The organism is Bradyrhizobium sp. Mp27, from assembly GCF_029953005.1.
In the GTDB taxonomy this organism is placed as follows: Bacteria; Pseudomonadota; Alphaproteobacteria; order Rhizobiales; family Xanthobacteraceae; genus Bradyrhizobium; species Bradyrhizobium barranii.
The window spans coordinates 1-16,142 of sequence record NZ_JASAUS010000011.1 but is presented as its reverse complement, the minus strand read 5'-3'; the positions used below and the strand labels follow the sequence as shown (position 1 = coordinate 16,142).

The 16,142-nt window shown below is 64.4% G+C and carries 14 protein-coding genes; 6 read left to right on the top strand and 8 right to left on the bottom strand.

Annotated features, from left to right (window positions below):
* Window positions 1-125: 125 nt before the first annotated feature.
* The 7 genes from QJT78_RS09575 to QJT78_RS09545 all read right to left on the bottom strand — a co-directional run bounded on the left by QJT78_RS09575 (window position 126) and on the right by QJT78_RS09545 (window position 7,118).
* Window positions 126-1,352 (bottom strand): ABC transporter substrate-binding protein, encoded by a 1,227-nt coding sequence (locus QJT78_RS09575; RefSeq protein ID WP_038942469.1) that lies wholly within the window; start codon window positions 1,350-1,352, stop codon window positions 126-128.
* 142 nt (window positions 1,353-1,494) lie between these two features.
* The gene (locus tag QJT78_RS09570) at window positions 1,495-2,724 is read right to left on the bottom strand and encodes an ABC transporter substrate-binding protein (RefSeq protein ID WP_038942468.1); all 1,230 of its coding nucleotides are present in this window, start codon (window positions 2,722-2,724) and stop codon (window positions 1,495-1,497) included.
* A gap of 40 nt (window positions 2,725-2,764) precedes the next feature.
* Window positions 2,765-3,784, bottom strand: coding sequence for a branched-chain amino acid ABC transporter permease (locus QJT78_RS09565; protein ID WP_038942467.1), 1,020 nt, complete (start codon window positions 3,782-3,784; stop codon window positions 2,765-2,767).
* 2 nt (window positions 3,785-3,786) lie between these two features.
* The gene (locus tag QJT78_RS09560) at window positions 3,787-4,665 is read right to left on the bottom strand and encodes a branched-chain amino acid ABC transporter permease (RefSeq protein ID WP_014498267.1); all 879 of its coding nucleotides are present in this window, start codon (window positions 4,663-4,665) and stop codon (window positions 3,787-3,789) included.
* A 12-nt stretch (window positions 4,666-4,677) separates the two neighbouring features.
* The gene (locus QJT78_RS09555) at window positions 4,678-5,391 is read right to left on the bottom strand and encodes an ABC transporter ATP-binding protein (RefSeq protein ID WP_014498266.1); all 714 of its coding nucleotides are present in this window, start codon (window positions 5,389-5,391) and stop codon (window positions 4,678-4,680) included.
* Window positions 5,388-6,185 carry an ABC transporter ATP-binding protein gene (locus QJT78_RS09550; protein WP_028151938.1) on the bottom strand — a complete coding sequence of 266 codons (798 nt, stop codon included), beginning with the start codon at window positions 6,183-6,185 and terminating at the stop codon, window positions 5,388-5,390. Before QJT78_RS09550 ends, QJT78_RS09555 begins: the two co-directional genes overlap by 4 nt.
* 66 nt (window positions 6,186-6,251) lie before the next feature.
* The gene (locus QJT78_RS09545; protein WP_028151937.1) at window positions 6,252-7,118 is read right to left on the bottom strand and encodes an IclR family transcriptional regulator; all 867 of its coding nucleotides are present in this window, start codon (window positions 7,116-7,118) and stop codon (window positions 6,252-6,254) included.
* 130 nt (window positions 7,119-7,248) lie between these two features.
* On the opposite strand from QJT78_RS09545, the gene QJT78_RS09540 reads away from it, so the two are divergent.
* From QJT78_RS09540 to QJT78_RS09515, 6 genes are all read left to right on the top strand, one after another.
* Window positions 7,249-9,345 (top strand): 3-hydroxyacyl-CoA dehydrogenase NAD-binding domain-containing protein, encoded by a 2,097-nt coding sequence (locus QJT78_RS09540; protein WP_028151936.1) that lies wholly within the window; start codon window positions 7,249-7,251, stop codon window positions 9,343-9,345.
* A 159-nt stretch (window positions 9,346-9,504) separates the two neighbouring features.
* Entirely contained in the window at window positions 9,505-11,187 is a 1,683-nt protein-coding gene (pimA, locus tag QJT78_RS09535) for a dicarboxylate--CoA ligase PimA (RefSeq protein WP_028151935.1), read from the top strand.
* Window positions 11,184-12,371: an acetyl-CoA C-acyltransferase gene (locus tag QJT78_RS09530; RefSeq protein WP_028151934.1), complete on the top strand. Its 1,188-nt coding sequence runs from the start codon at window positions 11,184-11,186 to the stop codon at window positions 12,369-12,371. The genes pimA and QJT78_RS09530 overlap by 4 nt, the downstream gene beginning before the upstream one ends.
* Before the next feature lie 52 nt (window positions 12,372-12,423).
* On the top strand, window positions 12,424-13,614 hold the full coding sequence (gene pimC / locus QJT78_RS09525; protein ID WP_028151933.1) for a pimeloyl-CoA dehydrogenase large subunit: 1,191 nt from the start codon (window positions 12,424-12,426) through the stop codon (window positions 13,612-13,614).
* Between the two features lie 132 nt (window positions 13,615-13,746).
* Window positions 13,747-14,889 carry a pimeloyl-CoA dehydrogenase small subunit gene (gene pimD, locus QJT78_RS09520; RefSeq protein WP_028151932.1) on the top strand — a complete coding sequence of 381 codons (1,143 nt, stop codon included), beginning with the start codon at window positions 13,747-13,749 and terminating at the stop codon, window positions 14,887-14,889.
* 155 nt (window positions 14,890-15,044) lie between these two features.
* On the top strand, window positions 15,045-15,818 hold the full coding sequence (locus QJT78_RS09515) for an SDR family oxidoreductase (protein ID WP_028151931.1): 774 nt from the start codon (window positions 15,045-15,047) through the stop codon (window positions 15,816-15,818).
* Window positions 15,819-15,944: 126 nt separating this feature from the next.
* Here the strand turns inward: QJT78_RS09515 and QJT78_RS09510 are convergent.
* On the bottom strand, window positions 15,945-16,142 hold a 198-nt coding region (locus QJT78_RS09510; protein WP_281460221.1), incomplete at its 5' end, for a transposase.

Genomic DNA, 16,142 nt, shown 5'->3' with positions numbered 1-16,142 from the left:
CGGCTGTGTCGCAGGGGCTGCTCCTTTAGTAGTCAATGACCGGCGCGCGCTCGTGTGCGACTGCGAGAAGTCGCCGCTGTCTTGAGTTGATTAACCGATCGGAGGCGATTTTGAGTTGCGCGGCTTCAATGGCCGAGTTCGCTCGAGATGATGTCGCCGAACAGCTCCCATTTCCTGCCCTTGAACCGCATCATCTGGAGCTGCTCGATCGGGGCGAAATTATCGGCGGAGGTGTTGATCTTGATGCCGGGCAGCAGCGTGTCGGGCTCGAAATCCTTCAAGGAAGCGGCCTGCTTCATGACGTTCTCATGGGTGAGCTCGTCGCCGCACATCTGCAGCACCTTCACCATGGTCTGGGCCGCGGCATAGCCGAACACCACGCCGGCATCGAGCTTGTTGGCCTTGGGGTCGTACTGCGCGAGGAAGCTATAGAACTTCTTCATGCCGTCATCAGCATTCCATTGCGGGTCGGAGCCGTCCTTGGTGTAGCTCGCCGACAGGATACCTTGCGAGATCTCCAGGCCCGCGGGCTCGAGCACGCCGCCGACCGACGCCGAGACGTTGGAGATGATGTGGACCGGATGCCAGTTGATTTCGGCCGCCTTCTTGATCGCCTGCGCGGCGAATTTCGGCGTGGTGATGCTGAGGAAGACGTCGGCGCCCGAGGCCTTCAGCTTCACGACATGCTCATCGATCGCGGGCTCCGAGGTGTCGTAGCTGTCTTCGAGCACGATCATCGACGCCTTGGCCCCTAAGCCGTCCTTCAGCCCTTTCAGATAGTCCTTGCCGAAATCGTCGTTCTGGTAGAGCACGCCGATCTTCGCGTCCGGCTTCTCCTTCATGATGTATTTGGCGTAGATGCGCGCCTCGCTGGCGTAGCTCGGCTGCCAGCCCATGGTCCACGGATATTGCTTGGGATCGTTCCACTTGGAGGCGCCGCTCGCCACGAACAGCTGCGGCACCTTCTTCTCGTTCATGTATTTGCGGATGGCGCCGTTGGTGGAGGTGCCGAGCGAGCCGAAGATCAGCAGCACGCCGTCGCTCTCGACCAGCTTGCGCGCCTGCTCCACCGTCTTCGGCGGCGAATAGCCGTCGTCGTAGGAGATGAACTTGATCTTGCGGCCGTTGATGCCGCCCTCGGCATTGATCTTGTTGAAATAGGCTTCCTCGGCCTTGCCGATCGCGGCATAGGCGGAGGCCGGCCCGCTATAGGGCATGATGTTGCCGATCTTGATCTCGGTATCGGAAGCGCCGCTGTCGTATTTCTTTTGCGCCAGTGCCGGGCTGCTCACCGCAGTGCACAACGCGAGCGCGGCCGAAACGGCCGCAACCTGAAATCGAACGACAGTCATCTTTCTCCACCCGGAATGGATCGGCGCCGCATTGAACAAGATTGGCGTCTGACGTCAACAAAAAGCCCCCGCGGTCGCCCGCGGGGGCTTTGTCAGATTTGACTAGACTTGAACTGACCAGACTTGGACTATTGCGTCAGCGTCACTCGGAAGCGACGTCGCCGCTGATGATCTCGCCGAACAGTTCCCACTTCTCGCCCTTGAAACGCTGCATCTGGAGCTGCGAGATCGGAGCGAAGTCGGTGGCGCTGGTGTTGATCTTGACGCCGGGCAGCAACGTGTCCGGTGCAAAATCCTTCAAGGAAGCGGCCTGCTTCATCAGGTTGGCGCGGGTGAGGTCGTCACCGCACATCTCCAGCGTCTTGACCAGGGTCGACGCCGCGCCGTAGCCGTAGACCATGCCGGTGTCGGTCTTGTCGGCGCCGGGCATGTACTTGTCGACGAACTCGTTCCACTTCTTCATGCCGGGGTCGTTGTTCCACTGCGGGTCGGTGGAATCCTTGGCATAGGCCGCCGACAGAACGTCCTGCGAGGCCTCGAAGCCGGCCGGCTTCATCACGCTGCCAACCGAGATCGACACGTTGGTGAGGATCTGCAGCGGCTTCCAGCTGAGCTCGGCGGTCTTCTTGATGGTCTGGGCCGCGAACTTCGGCGTCGCGTAGATCAGCAGCACGTCGGGATTGGCGGCCTTGATCGTGACGATGTGGCCGTCGATCGACGGCTCGGAGATCTCGTAGCTCTCTTCCATGATGATCATGGACGCGCCCTTGGCGCCGAGACCGTCCTTGGTGCCCTTGAGGTAGTCTTTGCCGAAATCATCGTTCTGGTAGAGGATCGCGACCTTGGCGTTCGGCTTTTCCTTCATCAGCCATTTCGCGTAGATCTGCGCTTCGCTCTGGTAGGACGGCTGCCAGCCGATGGTCCAGGGGAAGTTCTTCGGGTCGTTCCACTTGGTGGCGCCGGTGGCGACGAACAGCTGCGGGATCTTCTTGGCGTTCAGGTACTTCTGGATCGCGGTGTTCGAGGGCGTGCCGAGCGGATTGTACACGGCCAGCACTTCGTCGCTTTCGACCAGTTTGCGGACCTGCTCGACGGCCTTCGGCGGCGAATAGGCGTCGTCATAGGTGACGAAGTTGATCTTGCGGCCGTTGATGCCGCCCTTGTCGTTGATCATCTTGAAATAGGCTTCTTCGGTCTTGCCGATGATGCCATAGGCCGACGCCGGACCGCTGTACGGCATGATGTTGCCGATCTTGATCTCGGTATCGGACGCGCCGGTGTCGTACTTCTTCTGAGCAAGTGCTGCGCCGGAGGTGAGGGTCGCGACCGCCGTTACGAGTGCGGTGGTTCGCAGTATTCTTCCGAAAGGCAATTGGGTCTCCTTGGTTAAAACAACAGTCTGGATGGACGTTTCAGTTCTTCCTGAGCCGACCGGCGAGCTGCTGGCCCAGGATCGCGACTTGCCTTGCGCCATGCGGCACGAGGTAGATGACGAGGAACAGGAGCACGCCGAACACCGCGCCGGAGAGCCCCTTGGAGATGCCCTCCGCGATGTTCGGCACGAAGATGATGAAGGCGGCGCCGACGATCGAGCCGGGCAGCCAGCCGACGCCGCCGACGACCATGCCGAGGAACAGCGAGATCGCGAGCGTGATGGTGTAGCTGTCGGGTGCAACGAACTGCACCGCGATGGCGCCGAGCGAGCCGGCGACGCCGGTGATGGCGGCGGAGACGCCGAAGGCCAGCGTCTTGTACAGCGCGACGTCGACGCCCATCGCGGAGGCCGCGATCTCGTTGTCGCGGATCGCCATGAAGGCGCGGCCCGAGCGGGAACGCAGCAGGTTCACCGAGAAGATATAGATCGCAATCACGACCACGAGCGTGAAGTAGTACAGCCACATGTCCTGCGACATCGGCAGCCCGAACGGCGCGTCCGGCTTGGTGACGACGAGGCCCTGCACGCCGCCGGTCCAGTGCTCGAGGAAGTTCAGCTTGAGGAGCTGCGGCATGGCGGTGGCGAGCGCGAAGGTCGCGAGCGCGAGGTAGACGCCGGAGAGCCGCAGCGCCGGCTGCCCGAACAGGAAGCCGAAGCCGAAACAGACGACGCCGGCGATCGGCAGCGTCAGCGCGTAATTGACGTTGAAGTGCTCCATCAGCACCGCCGTCGTATAGGCGCCGACCGCGTAGAACGCGCTCTGGCCGAGCGAGAACTGGCCGCTTCCGCCGGTCAAGATGTTCAGCGCCAGCACCGCGAGCCCGTAGATCAGGAGCATCGTCATCTGGAAGATGATGAAGTTCTTGACGAAAACGGGTGCGATCAGCAGTGCCGCGAGCACCACCAGCGAGGTGCCGGTGCCCAGCGTCATGGCCCGCTTCGGAACGGCCTCGACCGCCTCGTGGCCTTCTGCAACGACTTCTTCTGCAGCGCTCATGATCAAACTCGCTTGACGATGTGCCGGCCGAACAGGCCAGCGGGTTTGACGACCAGGACGGAGATGATCAGCGCGAGCGCGATCGGGAGTTTCAGCTCATTGCCGACGCCGGGAATGTAGGTGCCCGCGAGGTTCTCGAAGATGCCGACCAGGAAGCCGCCGACCACGGCGCCGAACGGGCTGGTGAGACCGCCGAGCACCGCGGCGGCAAACCCGTAGATCAGCACGCCGCCCATCATGTTGGGCTCGAGGAACACGACAGGGGCGATCAGCATGCCGGCGATCGCGCCGATCGCAGTCGCCATGCCCCAGCCGAGCGCGATCATCCAGGACGTGTTGATGCCGACGAGACGGGCCGATTCGGGCACCGAGGCGGCCGCACGCATGGCCAGGCCGATGCGCGTGTACTGGAAGAAGAAGTAGAGGCCGAGCAGCAGCAGCACCGTGACGCCGATCATGCCGGCCTGGTGGGTCGAGATCAGCTGGCTGCCCAGGAACGGCGCGGAGCCGAACGGGGTCGGGTACTGCTTGATGGTGAAGTCCCAGATCAGGCCGGCCGAGGAGTTGATGATCGCAAACAGCGCGATGAAGCCGGCGACGTTGGTCAGCACCGGTGCTTTCGCCAGCGGCTTGAACAGGATGCGCTCGATCGCGATGCCGGCGACGAAGGAGAGCGCCAGCGTGATGACGAAGGCGGCCCAGTAGGGCACGCCCCACTGCATCAGCTGCCACGAGATGAAGGTCGAGAACATCGCCATCTCGCCCTGCGCGAAGTTGAGATGGTCGATCGCCTGGTAGATCATGACCACGGCGAGCGCCATGCAGGCGTAGATCGCGCCCGTGGCGATGCCGGCCAGCACTTGGTTGGTGAACAGCTCCATCGTGCCGGCTCCTCAGTAACCCAGATAGGATTTGCGGATTTCTTCGTTGTTCGCGATGTCCTTGGCATTGCCCGACATCACGATGCGTCCGGTCTCGATCACATAGGCCTGGTCGGCGAGCTCGAGCGCGAGCTGGGCGTTCTGCTCGACCACCAGGATCGACACCTTGTCCTCGCGGTTGATCTTGCCGAGGATGCCGAACAGGTCGCGCACCACCAGCGGCGCCAGTCCGAAGGACGGCTCGTCAAGCAGCATCAGGCGCGGCCGCAGCATCAGCGCGCGGGCGACCGCGAGCATCTGCTGCTCGCCGCCCGAGAGCGTGCCGGCCTGCTGGGTGTGGCGCTGCTTCAGCACCGGGAAATGCGCGTACATGCGCTCGATGTCGGAAACGATGCCGGCGCTGTCCTTGCGGGTGATGGCCCCGAGCTGGAGGTTCTCCTCGACCGTCATGGTCGTGAAGGTGCCGCGGCCCTGCGGCACGTGGGCGATGCCGAACCGCACGATGCTCTCGGTGGAGCGGTTGCTGAGCGGCTTGCCTTCGAACTCGATCGCACCGGTGGAACGCACCATGTTGCAGATCGCGCGCAGGGTGGTGGTCTTGCCGGCGCCATTGGCGCCGAGCAGCGTCGTCAACGATCCTTCGTTGAGCGAGAAGGACAGGCCATGGAGCGCCTGGACCTGGCCGTAATAGGCGCGCAGGTCCTTGACGTTGAGCAGCGTCGTCATTGGTCCTTGCTCCCGAGATAGGCCTTGATGACGTCGGGGTCCGCCTGCACCTGGGCCGGCGTGCCTTCCGCGAGCTTCTTGCCGAAATTCAGCGCGACGACGTGGTCGGCGATCGACATCACGAGGCCCATGTGGTGCTCGACCAGCAGCACGGTCATGTGGCGGTCGTCGCGGATGCGGCGGATGAGGTCGCCGAGCACGTAGACTTCCTCGTGGTTGAGGCCGCCGGCGGGCTCGTCGAGCAGCAGGATCTTCGGGTCGGCCGCGAGCGCACGCGCCAGCTCGACGCGTTTCTGCGTGCCGAAGGGCAGGCCGGACACGATGGTGTGGGCGACGTCCTCGAGCTTGAGATAGGCGAGGATCTCCTGGACCTTCTTGTTGACGTCGGTCTCGCTGCGCCGGACCCAGGCGAGCCGAAGCGAGTCGCTGATGATGTCGCTGGAGGTCTTCGAATGGGCGCCGACGCGGACGTTGTCCATCACCGAGAGGTTCGGAAACAGCGCCACGTTCTGGAAGGTGCGGCCGATGCCGATCTCGGCGATCCGGTGCGGAGGCCGCGACAGGATGCTCACGCCTTCCATCAGGATGTCGCCCGACGACGGCTGATAGAGCCGCGAAAGGCAATTGAAGAGCGTGGTCTTGCCGGCGCCGTTGGGGCCGATCAATCCGAGGATCTGGCCCTTGTGCATGTCAAAGGACACGCCGTTGAGCGCAATGATGCCGCCGAACACGACGCTGACGTCGCGAACCGCGAGCAGGGGCGATGTCCCCCGCGCGAGCTGTGCCTGCGTCATCTCGTCTCGCCCACACACGTCAGTGGGCGAAGGGGCGATGCGAACCGCTCCCGGTGATGACAAAGGCTATCTGAACCCCTCGGCCACACGCGCAACTTTTCCTCCTGATTTCAGCTTTTTGCTGACTTCTTTTTTGGATTGCGGCATCAGTCCCCCGAGTGCCGCTTCAATGTTCCTTACCATCGCCAGCAGACGCGGTCCAATGTCGTTGATCAAACGCTCTTCCGTGAAGCGGAATGCGGGCGCGCCGCAATTGAACGCGTAAGGTCCGGTTCCGTCGTTGAGCTTGAGTGCGACGCCGGCGGCGCCGATGTCGTCGTGCCAGTCGCCGACGGACATCGCGAAACCGTATTTCGCGACGGTCTCGCCAGAACGTTCCAGTCCGTCGCGCATCTTCGGCCAGCGGCTGCCGTAATGTTCGCGCAGGATGCGGGACACCTCGGCGCGGCCTTCTTCGTCGAGCGCCCAGAAATAGGCGCGGCCCATCGCGCTGGTTGCAATCGGCACGCGGGAGCCGACGTCAAGTTGAACGCCGACCGTCTCGCTGCCGCGACTTTGCCCGAAATAGATCATGCTGTGACGGTCGCGGCCGCCGATCGCGACGGCGCCGCCGGTCGCGCGCATCAGTTCCTCGCGAAATGGCTCGGACAAATGCCGAACGCCGAGATTGGACAACGCCGCATAACCGAGCGCCATCGCGGCGGGCGCGAGCTGGTACTTCTCGAAACGGGGAACCGGTGTCAGATAACCGAGCTTCGTCAACGTGTAGGTCAGGCGCGAAACGGTCGGCTTGGGCAGGTTCGTCCGCGCGGCGATCTCCTGGTTGCCGAGAAGTCCATCGCTGGGTTGGAATGCGCGCAAAACATCTAGTCCGCGGGAAAGCGCGACGACGAAATTCCGATCGGTCGCAGTCTTCTTGCCTGTACGCTTCATCCCTGATCTGCTTCTTGCGCGGAGTCGTTGACAACGTCCGTGCTTCAAAATAACCCTGCCGTCAAGATGCGGAATTAAATTCCGCACCGCGAAATCGAACAAAAGTAAATCCCCACCAAGGAGGGAAGCCGTGAGCGAAGTGGTCAAGCTTGAGCGTCATGACGAAGTCGGGATCGTCACGGTCAACAGTCCTCCGGTCAATGCGCTGAGTGCCGCAGTGCGCGGTGGTATTCTCGAATGCATCAAGGCCGCGATCGCCGATCCCGCGATCAAGGGCATCGTGCTGACCTGCGCCGGCCGCACCTTTATCGCCGGTGCCGACATCACCGAGTTCGGCAAGCCGCCGAAGCCGCCCGGCCTCAACGACGTCCTCGCCGAGATCGAGAACTCGCCCAAGCCGGTCGTCGCCGCGATCCATGGCACCGCGCTCGGCGGCGGCCTCGAGGTCGCGCTGGCCTGTCATTTCCGCGTGGCCGTGAAGGAAGCCAAGCTCGGCCTGCCCGAGGTGAAGCTCGGCCTGCTGCCGGGTGCCGGCGGCACCCAGCGCCTGCCGCGCGCGGTCGGGCCGGAACTCGCGGTCAAGATGATCGTCGGCGGTGATCCGATCGGTGCTGCCGAAGCGCTCAAGAATGGCCTGATCGAGGAGATCGTCGAAGGTCCGGCCTCCGGCGGCGAAGCCTTCGTGCGCAAGCTGCTCGCCGAGAAGCGTCCGCTGCGGCGCCTGCGCGACGACGATTCGAAGCTCGCGGCGGCCAAGGCCGACCGCTCGATCTTCACCAATGCGGTCGCCGCCATGACCAAGAAGGCGCGCGGCCTGGAGGCGCCGTTCGCCGCCGCCGACGCCGTCGGCTACGCCATCGACTTGCCGTTCGACGAGGGGCTGAAGAAGGAGCGCGAGGGCTTCCTCAAGCTCGTCTCCAGCGACCAGTCCAAGGCACAGCGTTATGCCTTCTTCGCCGAGCGCGAGGCCAGCAAGATCGCCGGCGTCCCTGAGGGCACCAAATCGCGGCCCGTGAACCGCGTCGCTATCCTCGGTGCCGGCACCATGGGCGGCGGCATCGCGATGTCCTTTGCCAATGCCGGCGTGCCCGTCACCCTGATCGAGACCGGCGAGGAACAGCTCAAGCGCGGCATGGGCATCATGCAGAAGAACTGGGAAGCGACCGCCGCGCGCGGCGGCATCCCGGCCGACGCGCCCGCCAAGCGCATGGCGCTGATCAACGGCGTCGTCGGCATCGAGAACGTCGGCGATGCTGACCTGGTGATCGAGGCCGTGTTCGAGACCATGGCGGTGAAGAAGGAAGTGTTCGGCAAGCTCGACCAATACGTCAAGCCCGGTGCCGTACTCGCCTCCAACACCTCCTACCTCAACATCGACGAGATCGCGAAGTCGACCAAGCGGCCGCAGGACGTGCTCGGCATGCACTTCTTCTCGCCCGCCAACGTCATGAAGCTGTGCGAGATCGTGCGCGCCGACAAGACCGCGCCGGATGCGCTGGTCACCGCCGTGACCATCGCGCGCAAGATCGCGAAGGTGCCGGCCGTGGTCGGCGTCTGCGACGGCTTCGTCGGCAACCGCATGCTGGCGCAGCGTGGCAAGCAGTCGGAAAAGCTGCTGTTCGAAGGTGCCTTGCCGCAGCAGGTCGATGCCGTGGTCACCAAATTCGGCATGCCGATGGGGCCGTTCGCGATGGGCGACCTCGCCGGCCTCGACATCGGCTGGCGCTCGCGCAAGGACCGCGGCATCAAGTCGGAGATCGCGGATGCGCTCTGCGAAGCCGGCCGCTTCGGCCAGAAGACCGGCAAGGGCTACTACAAGTATGAAGCGGGAAGTCGCTCCGCGCTGCCCGATCCGGAGGTCGAAAAGCTGATCGACGAGACGCTACTCCGTCTCGGCCGCAAGAAGCGCGTCGTCAGCGACGAGGAGATCCTCGAGCGCATGATGTACCCGATGATCAACGAGGGCGCGAAGATCCTCGAAGAGGGCATCGCGGCGCGTCCTTCCGACATCGACGTGGTCTGGCTCTACGGCTACGGCTGGCCGATCTACCGCGGCGGCCCGATGTTCTGGGCCGACACCGTCGGCCTCAAGCACATCGCCGATCGTCTCTCCTTCTACGCCAAGGAGACCAACGATCCGAGCCTCGAGCCTGCGCCGCTGCTGAAGAAGCTCGCGGCCGAAGGCAAGACGTTCGCGTCGCTGGCGGCGGCGTCGAAAGCGGCGTGATGGCCGCTTCATCTCAACCCTCGTCATTCCGGGATGCGCCGCAAGGCGCAGGCCCGGAATCCATAACCCCAGCTGGTGGTTATGGATTCAGGGCTCGCGACTTTGTCGCGCCCCGGAATGACGGTCTCTGTTAGTTGCTCGCTCAACCAATCAAGAATAATGACCCATCCCGGCGAACAGTTTTATCCCGAGGGCGTGCGTTGGGACGACACCATCGTCCAAGGCTCGCTGCCTGACCTCTTGTCGAACGCCGCCGCCGATTTCGGCCCGCGCACCGCGCTGGAATTCCGCGATCGTCCGATCAGCTATACCGAGCTCACCGCCATGGCCGAGCGCGCGGCAGCGGCGTTCCTGCGCGCCGGCTGCGGCAAGAACAGCTCTGTCGCGCTGTTCCTCGGCAACACACCCGATCACCCCGTCAATTTCTTCGGCGCGCTCAAGGCCGGGGCCCGCGTCGCGCATCTCTCCCCGCTCGACGGCGAGATCGCGCTGACGCACAAGGTCTCGGATTCCGGCTCGCGCCTGCTCGTCACCTCCAACCTCGCGGCGCTGCTGCCGACCGCGCTTAAGTTCCTGGAGAAGGGCCTGATCGATCGCCTCGTCGTCTGCGAGGACAACGATTGGGGCAAGGTCGGCACGCCGCAGGCGCCGATCCCCGACGATCCCCGCATCGTCACCTTCAAGAGCTTCGTCGAGGGCGCCACCGCGCCGGTGGAGTGGCCGTCCGTGACGGCGGACGACGTCGCGCTGCTGCAATATACCGGCGGCACCACCGGCCTGCCCAAGGGCGCGATGCTCACCCACGGCAATCTCACCTCCGCGGTGTCGATCTACGATGTCTGGGGCAAGCCGTCGCGTGCGGCGCGCGGCGACGTCGGCGAGCGCGTGATCTGCGTGCTGCCGCTGTTCCACATCTATGCGCTCACCGTCGTGCTGCTGTCCTCGCTCAGCCGCGGCAATCTGATCTCGCTCCACCAGCGCTTCGATGTCGAGGCGGTGATGCGCGACATCGAAATCAAGCGCGCGACGTACTTCCCGGGCGTGCCGACAATGTGGATCGCGATCGCGGCACTCCCTGATCTCGACAAGCGCGACTTCTCCTCGCTCGCCGTCATCGGCTCCGGCGGCGCGCCGCTGCCGGTGGAGATCGCGAACTTCTTCGAGCGCAAGGTCGGCAAGAAGCTGCGGAGCGGCTGGGGCATGACCGAGACCTGCTCGCCCGGCACCGGCCACCCGCCGACGGGACCGGACAAGCCGGGGTCGATCGGCCTGATGCTGCCCGGCATCGAGATGGACGTGGTCTCGCTGGAGGACCCCACAAAGGTTCTGCCGCCGGGCGAAGTCGGCGAAATCCGCATCAAGGGCCCGAACGTCACCAAGGGCTACTGGAACAAGCCGAAGGAGTCCGCGGAGTCCTTTTCGGACGGCCGCTTCCTCACCGGCGACATCGGCTATGTTGACACCGACGGTTATTTCTTCCTGGTCGACCGCAAGAAGGACATGATCATCTCCGGCGGCTTCAACGTCTATCCGCAGATGATCGAGCAGGCGATCTACACCATTCCAGGCGTGCACGAGGTGATCGTGCTCGGCATTCCCGACCAGTATCGCGGCGAGGCCGCCAAGGCTTTCATCAAGCTCAAGCCGGACGCCAAGCCGTTCTCGCTCGACGAGCTGCGCGCGCAGCTTGCCGGCAAGGTCGGCAAGCACGAGCTGCCGGCAGCGGTCGAGTTCGTCGACGATCTGCCGCGCACGCCGGTCGGAAAATTGTCGCGCCACGAATTGCGCCAGCAGCAGAAACCATCACAATCCAGCCAACACGCATCAGGAGGTCGCTCTTGACCGACGCCGTCATCGTTTCCACCGCCCGCACCCCGATCGGCAAGGCCTATCGCGGCATGCTCAACGCCACCGAGGGCGCAACCTTGCTCGGCCACGCCATCGGCGAGGCGGTCGCCCGCGCCAAGGTCGATCCGAAGGAGGTCGAGGACGTCGTGATGGGCGCGGCGCTGCAGCAGGGCGCGACCGGCGGCAACATCGCGCGCAAGGCGCTGCTCCGCGCGGGTCTCCCCGTGACCGTCGCGGGCACCACCATCGACCGGCAATGCGCCTCGGGCCTCCAGGCCATCGCGCTTGCCGCGCGCTCGGTGATCTTCGACGGCGTCGAGATCGCGGTCGGCGGCGGCGGCGAGTCGATCAGCCTCGTGCAGAACGACAAGATGAACGGCTTCCACGCGCAAGATCCCGCGCTGCTCAAGATCAAGGGCGAGGTCTACATGCCCATGATCGACACCGCCGAAGTCGTCGCCAAGCGCTACGGCATCTCGCGCGAGAAGCAGGATGAATATTCGCTGGAGAGCCAGCGCCGCACCGCCGCGGCCCAGCAGGGCGGCAAGTTTAGGGATGAGCTGGCGCCGATCACGACGCAGATGGCGGTCACCGACAAGGCGACCGGCGCCGTGTCGATGAAGGAGGTGACCTTGTCGCAGGACGAGGGCCCGCGCCCCGAGACCACCGCTGAAGGCCTTGCCGGCCTGAAGCCCGTGCGCGGCGAAGGCTTTTCGATCACCGCCGGCAATGCCAGCCAGCTCTCCGACGGCGCCAGCGCCTCCGTCATCATGAGCGACAAGGAAGCCTCGAAGCGCGGCCTCAAGCCGCTCGGCATCTTCCGCGGCTTCGTCTCCGCCGGCTGCGAGCCGGACGAGATGGGCATTGGCCCGGTCTTCGCCGTGCCGCGCCTGCTCAAGCGCCACGGCCTCACCGTCGACGACATCGGCCTCTGGGAGCTGAACGAAGCCTTCGCGGTGCAGGTGCTCTATTGCCGCGACAAGCTCGGCATCGACCCCGAGAAGATCAACGTCGACGGCGGCGCGATCTCGGTCGGCCATCCCTACGGCATGTCGGGTGCGCGCCTGACCGGCCACGCCCTGATCGAAGGCCGCCGCCGCAAGGCCAAGTACGCGGTCGTCACCATGTGCGTCGGCGGCGGCATGGGCGCGGCCGGGCTGTTCGAGGTGTTGCAGTAATTTCACCGTCGTCCTGACGGCGACGAAACAAAGAAGCTCACAGGAGGATCCGATGGATCTCGCATTCACTAAGGAAGAGCAGGCGTTTCGCGAGGAAGTGCGATCATTCTTCCGCGACAACGTGCCGCCGGATACGCGGCGCAAGCTGGTCGAGGGCCGTCACCTCTCGAAGGACGAGATGGTGACGTGGTGGCGCATCCTCAACAAGAAGGGCTGGGGCGTCAGCCACTGGCCGAAGCAGTATGGCGGCACCGGGTGGACCTCCGTGCAGCACTACATCTTCAACGAGGAGCTGCAGTCCTATCCGGCGCCGCAGCCGCTCGCCTTCGGCGTCAGCATGGTCGGCCCGGTGATCTACACCTTCGGCAACGAAGAGCAGAAGAAGCAGTATCTGCCGCGCATCGCCAATGTCGACGACTGGTGGTGCCAGGGCTTCTCCGAGCCCGGCTCCGGCTCCGACCTCGCCTCGCTCAAGACCAAGGCCGAGCGCAAGGGCGACAAGTGGATCATCAACGGCCAGAAGACCTGGACCACGCTCGCCCAGCACGCCGACATGATCTTCTGCCTCTGCCGCACCGACCCCTCCGCCAAGAAGCAGATGGGCATCTCCTTCATCGTCTTCAGCATGAAGTCGAAAGGCGTCACCGTGCGTCCGATCCAGACCATCGACGGCGGCGTCGAGGTCAACGAGGTGTTCTTCGACGACGTCGAGGTGCCCATCGAGAACCTGATCGGCGAGGAGAACAAGGGCTGGGATTACGCCAAATTCCTGCTCGGCAATGAGCGCACCGGCATCGCGCGGGTCGGCGTTTCCAAGGAGCGGCTGCGCCGCATCCGCGACTTGGCCTCCAAGGTCGAATCCGGCGGCAAGCCGATCATCCAGGATGCGGCGTTCCGCGAGAAGCTTGCTGCCTGCGAGATCGAGCTGAAGGCGCTCGAGCTGACGCAGCTCCGTGTCGTCGCCGACGAAGGCAAGCACGGCAAGGGCAAGCCCAATCCGGCGTCCTCGGTGCTGAAGATCAAGGGCTCCGAGATCCAGCAGACCACCACTGAGCTCTTGATGGAAGTGATCGGTCCGTTCGCGGCACCCTACGACGTGCACGGCGACGACGGCTCGAACGAAGCCATGGAGTGGACCGCCCAGATCGCGCCGAGCTACTTCAACAACCGCAAGGTCTCGATCTACGGCGGCTCCAACGAGATCCAGCGCAACATCATCGCCAAGGCGGTGCTGGGGCTCTAGGCGTCATTCCGGGGCGCGCGCAGCGCGAGCCCGGAATCCATAGCCACGATCGGGAGTATGGATCCCGGGCTCGCGCTGCGCGCGCCCCGGGATGACGAAGCCAGATAATTTCGGGTACGAGGAAGCAAAGAAATGGATTTTGATCTGAACGAGGAGCAGCGGCTTCTCAAGGACAGCATCGACGGCCTGCTGACCGATTCCTATGATTTCGAGAGCCGCAAGAAATACATGAAGGAGAAGGGCGGCTGGAGCCAGGCCGTCTGGGGCAAGCTTGCCGAGCAGGGCCTGCTCGGCTTGCCCTTCGCGGAGGCCGATGGCGGCTTCGGCGGCGGCGGTGTCGAGACCATGATCGTGATGGAAGCGCTCGGCAAGGCGCTGGTGCTCGAGCCGTATCTGGCCACGGTCGTGATCGGCGGCGGCTTCCTGCGCCACGCCGGCTCCGATGCGCAGAAGGCCGCGCTCGTGCCCGGGATCATCGACGGCAGCAAGACGCTCGCCTTTGCCCAGCTAGAGAAAAACTCGCGCTACGATCTCTTCGACGTCTCGACGACCGCGAAGAAGAAGGGCGACGGCTGGGTGATCGACGGCGAGAAGTTCGTCGTGCTGAACGGCGAGAACGCCGAGACCCTGATCGTCACCGCCCGCACCAAGGGCGACCGTCGCGACAAGACCGGCATCGGCGTGTTCCTGGTGCCGGCGAACGCCAAGGGCGTGACGAAGAAGTCGTACCCGACCCAGGACGGCCTGCACGCCGCCGACATCACCTTCACCGGTGTCGAGGTCGGCGCCGATGCGGTGCTCGGCAATCCCGACGACTCGCTCGCGCTGATCGAGCGCGTCGTCGACGAAGCCCGCATCGCGCTCTGCGCCGAGGCCGTCGGGCTGATGGACGAGTCGCTCAAGACCACCGTCGAGTACATCAAGACGCGCAAGCAATTCGGCGTCGCGATCGGCTCGTTCCAGTCGCTCCAGCACCGCGCCTCCGACATGTTTGTCGCCGCCGAGCAGGCGCGATCGATGTCGATGTTCGCGACCATGGCCGGCGATTTCGAGGATGCCAAGGAGCGTTCCAACGCCATCGCCGCGGCCAAGGTGCAGATCGGCAAGTCGCTGAAGTTCGTGGGACAGCAGGCGATCCAGCTCCACGGCGGCATCGGCATGACCATGGAGGCGAAGATCGGCCACTACTTCAAGCGCCTCACCATGATCGAGAACAGCTTTGGTGATACCGATTACCACCAGCGCCGCGTGGCGGATGGGAGCGGGTTGATCTAGTCACCGTATCGCGAGGCGGTAGCCGCACAGAGATCGTCATGCCCGGGCTTGTCCCGGGCATCCACGTCTTGGCGGCAAGGGAAGAACGTGGATGGCCGGGACAAGCCCGGCCATGACGGCGAGTTTGACGATGCAAAGAAGAGGGAGCCACTAAAATGAAAAACACCCCGTTCGATCTCACCGGCAAGGTCGCAATCATCACCGGCTCCAGCCGCGGCATCGGCCGCTCTTCGGCGGAGTTGCTGGCAAAACTCGGCGCCAAGGTCGTGGTGTCATCGCGGAAAGCGGACGCCTGCAAGGAAGTCGCCGACGGCATCATCGCGGCCGGCGGCGATGCCACCGTCATTCCCTGCAACATCGCGCGCAAGGCCGAGGTCGAGGCGCTGATCTCGGGCACGATCAAGCACTACGGCAAGATCGACATCCTGGTCTGCAACGCCGCGGTGAATCCGTATTACGGCCCGCTGCTCGACATCACCGACGAGGCCTTCGACAAGATCATGGGCAGCAACGTCAAGAGCAACATCTGGCTCTCCGCGCTGGCGATCCCGCAAATGGCCGAGCGCGGCAGCGGCTCCGTCGTCATCATCTCCTCGATCGGGGGGCTGCGCGGCTCGACCGTGATCGGCGCCTACGGCATCTCCAAGGCCGCCGACTTCGCGCTATGCCGCTCGCTCGCCGGCGAATGGGGCCCGAAAGGCGTCCGCGTTAACTGCATCGCGCCCGGCCTCGTCAAGACCGATTTCGCCCGCGCGCTGTGGGAAGACGAAGCCAACCTCAAGCGCCGCACCGCCACCACGCCCCTTCGCCGCATCGGCGAACCCGACGAAATCGCCGGCGCCGTCGCCTACCTCGCCTCCGACGCGTCCAGCTTCATGACCGGCCAGACCATCGTGATCGACGGCGGCGTGACGACGGCTGCGGTGTAGGCTTCTTCTCTCTCCCCCTTTGGGCCTGTTGCGTTATCGGCTCTTGAGGCTGAAGACGTCAGGAGCGAATGCCCTGGTCCCGGCAATGCCTGCGAAGATCTGTAGTGGTTGCCCTCGGAGGGCGGCTCACGCGGCGATCGTGGCCCACCGCCTCATGTTGAAGGCGATCGAGGCGAGCAGGACTTGCCCGGTCGCCTTGATCAGACCGACGTAGCGGATGCAGGTCAGCCGCATGCGGCGTTTGAGAGTAGCGAAGGTGGTCTCGACCTGGGCTCGGCGGCGCGCGATGAGGAGGTTGTAGCGTTTGAGCCGGGCCGGCAGCTC

Bases quoted from the DNA above. Each gene is read 5' to 3' on its own strand.
- pimD (WP_028151932.1), top strand. From the start codon at position 13,747: ATGGATTTTGATCTGAACGAGGAGCAGCGGCTTCTCAAGGACAGCATC.
- pimA (WP_028151935.1), top strand. From the start codon at position 9,505: ATGACCCATCCCGGCGAACAGTTTTATCCCGAGGGCGTGCGTTGGGAC.
- QJT78_RS09565 (WP_038942467.1), bottom strand. From the start codon at position 3,784: ATGAGCGCTGCAGAAGAAGTCGTTGCAGAAGGCCACGAGGCGGTCGAG.
- QJT78_RS09545 (WP_028151937.1), bottom strand. From the start codon at position 7,118: ATGAAGCGTACAGGCAAGAAGACTGCGACCGATCGGAATTTCGTCGTC.
- QJT78_RS09575 (WP_038942469.1), bottom strand. From the start codon at position 1,352: ATGACTGTCGTTCGATTTCAGGTTGCGGCCGTTTCGGCCGCGCTCGCG.
- QJT78_RS09550 (WP_028151938.1), bottom strand. From the start codon at position 6,185: ATGACGCAGGCACAGCTCGCGCGGGGGACATCGCCCCTGCTCGCGGTT.
- QJT78_RS09560 (WP_014498267.1), bottom strand. From the start codon at position 4,665: ATGGAGCTGTTCACCAACCAAGTGCTGGCCGGCATCGCCACGGGCGCG.
- pimC (WP_028151933.1), top strand. From the start codon at position 12,424: ATGGATCTCGCATTCACTAAGGAAGAGCAGGCGTTTCGCGAGGAAGTG.
- QJT78_RS09515 (WP_028151931.1), top strand. From the start codon at position 15,045: ATGAAAAACACCCCGTTCGATCTCACCGGCAAGGTCGCAATCATCACC.
- QJT78_RS09555 (WP_014498266.1), bottom strand. From the start codon at position 5,391: ATGACGACGCTGCTCAACGTCAAGGACCTGCGCGCCTATTACGGCCAG.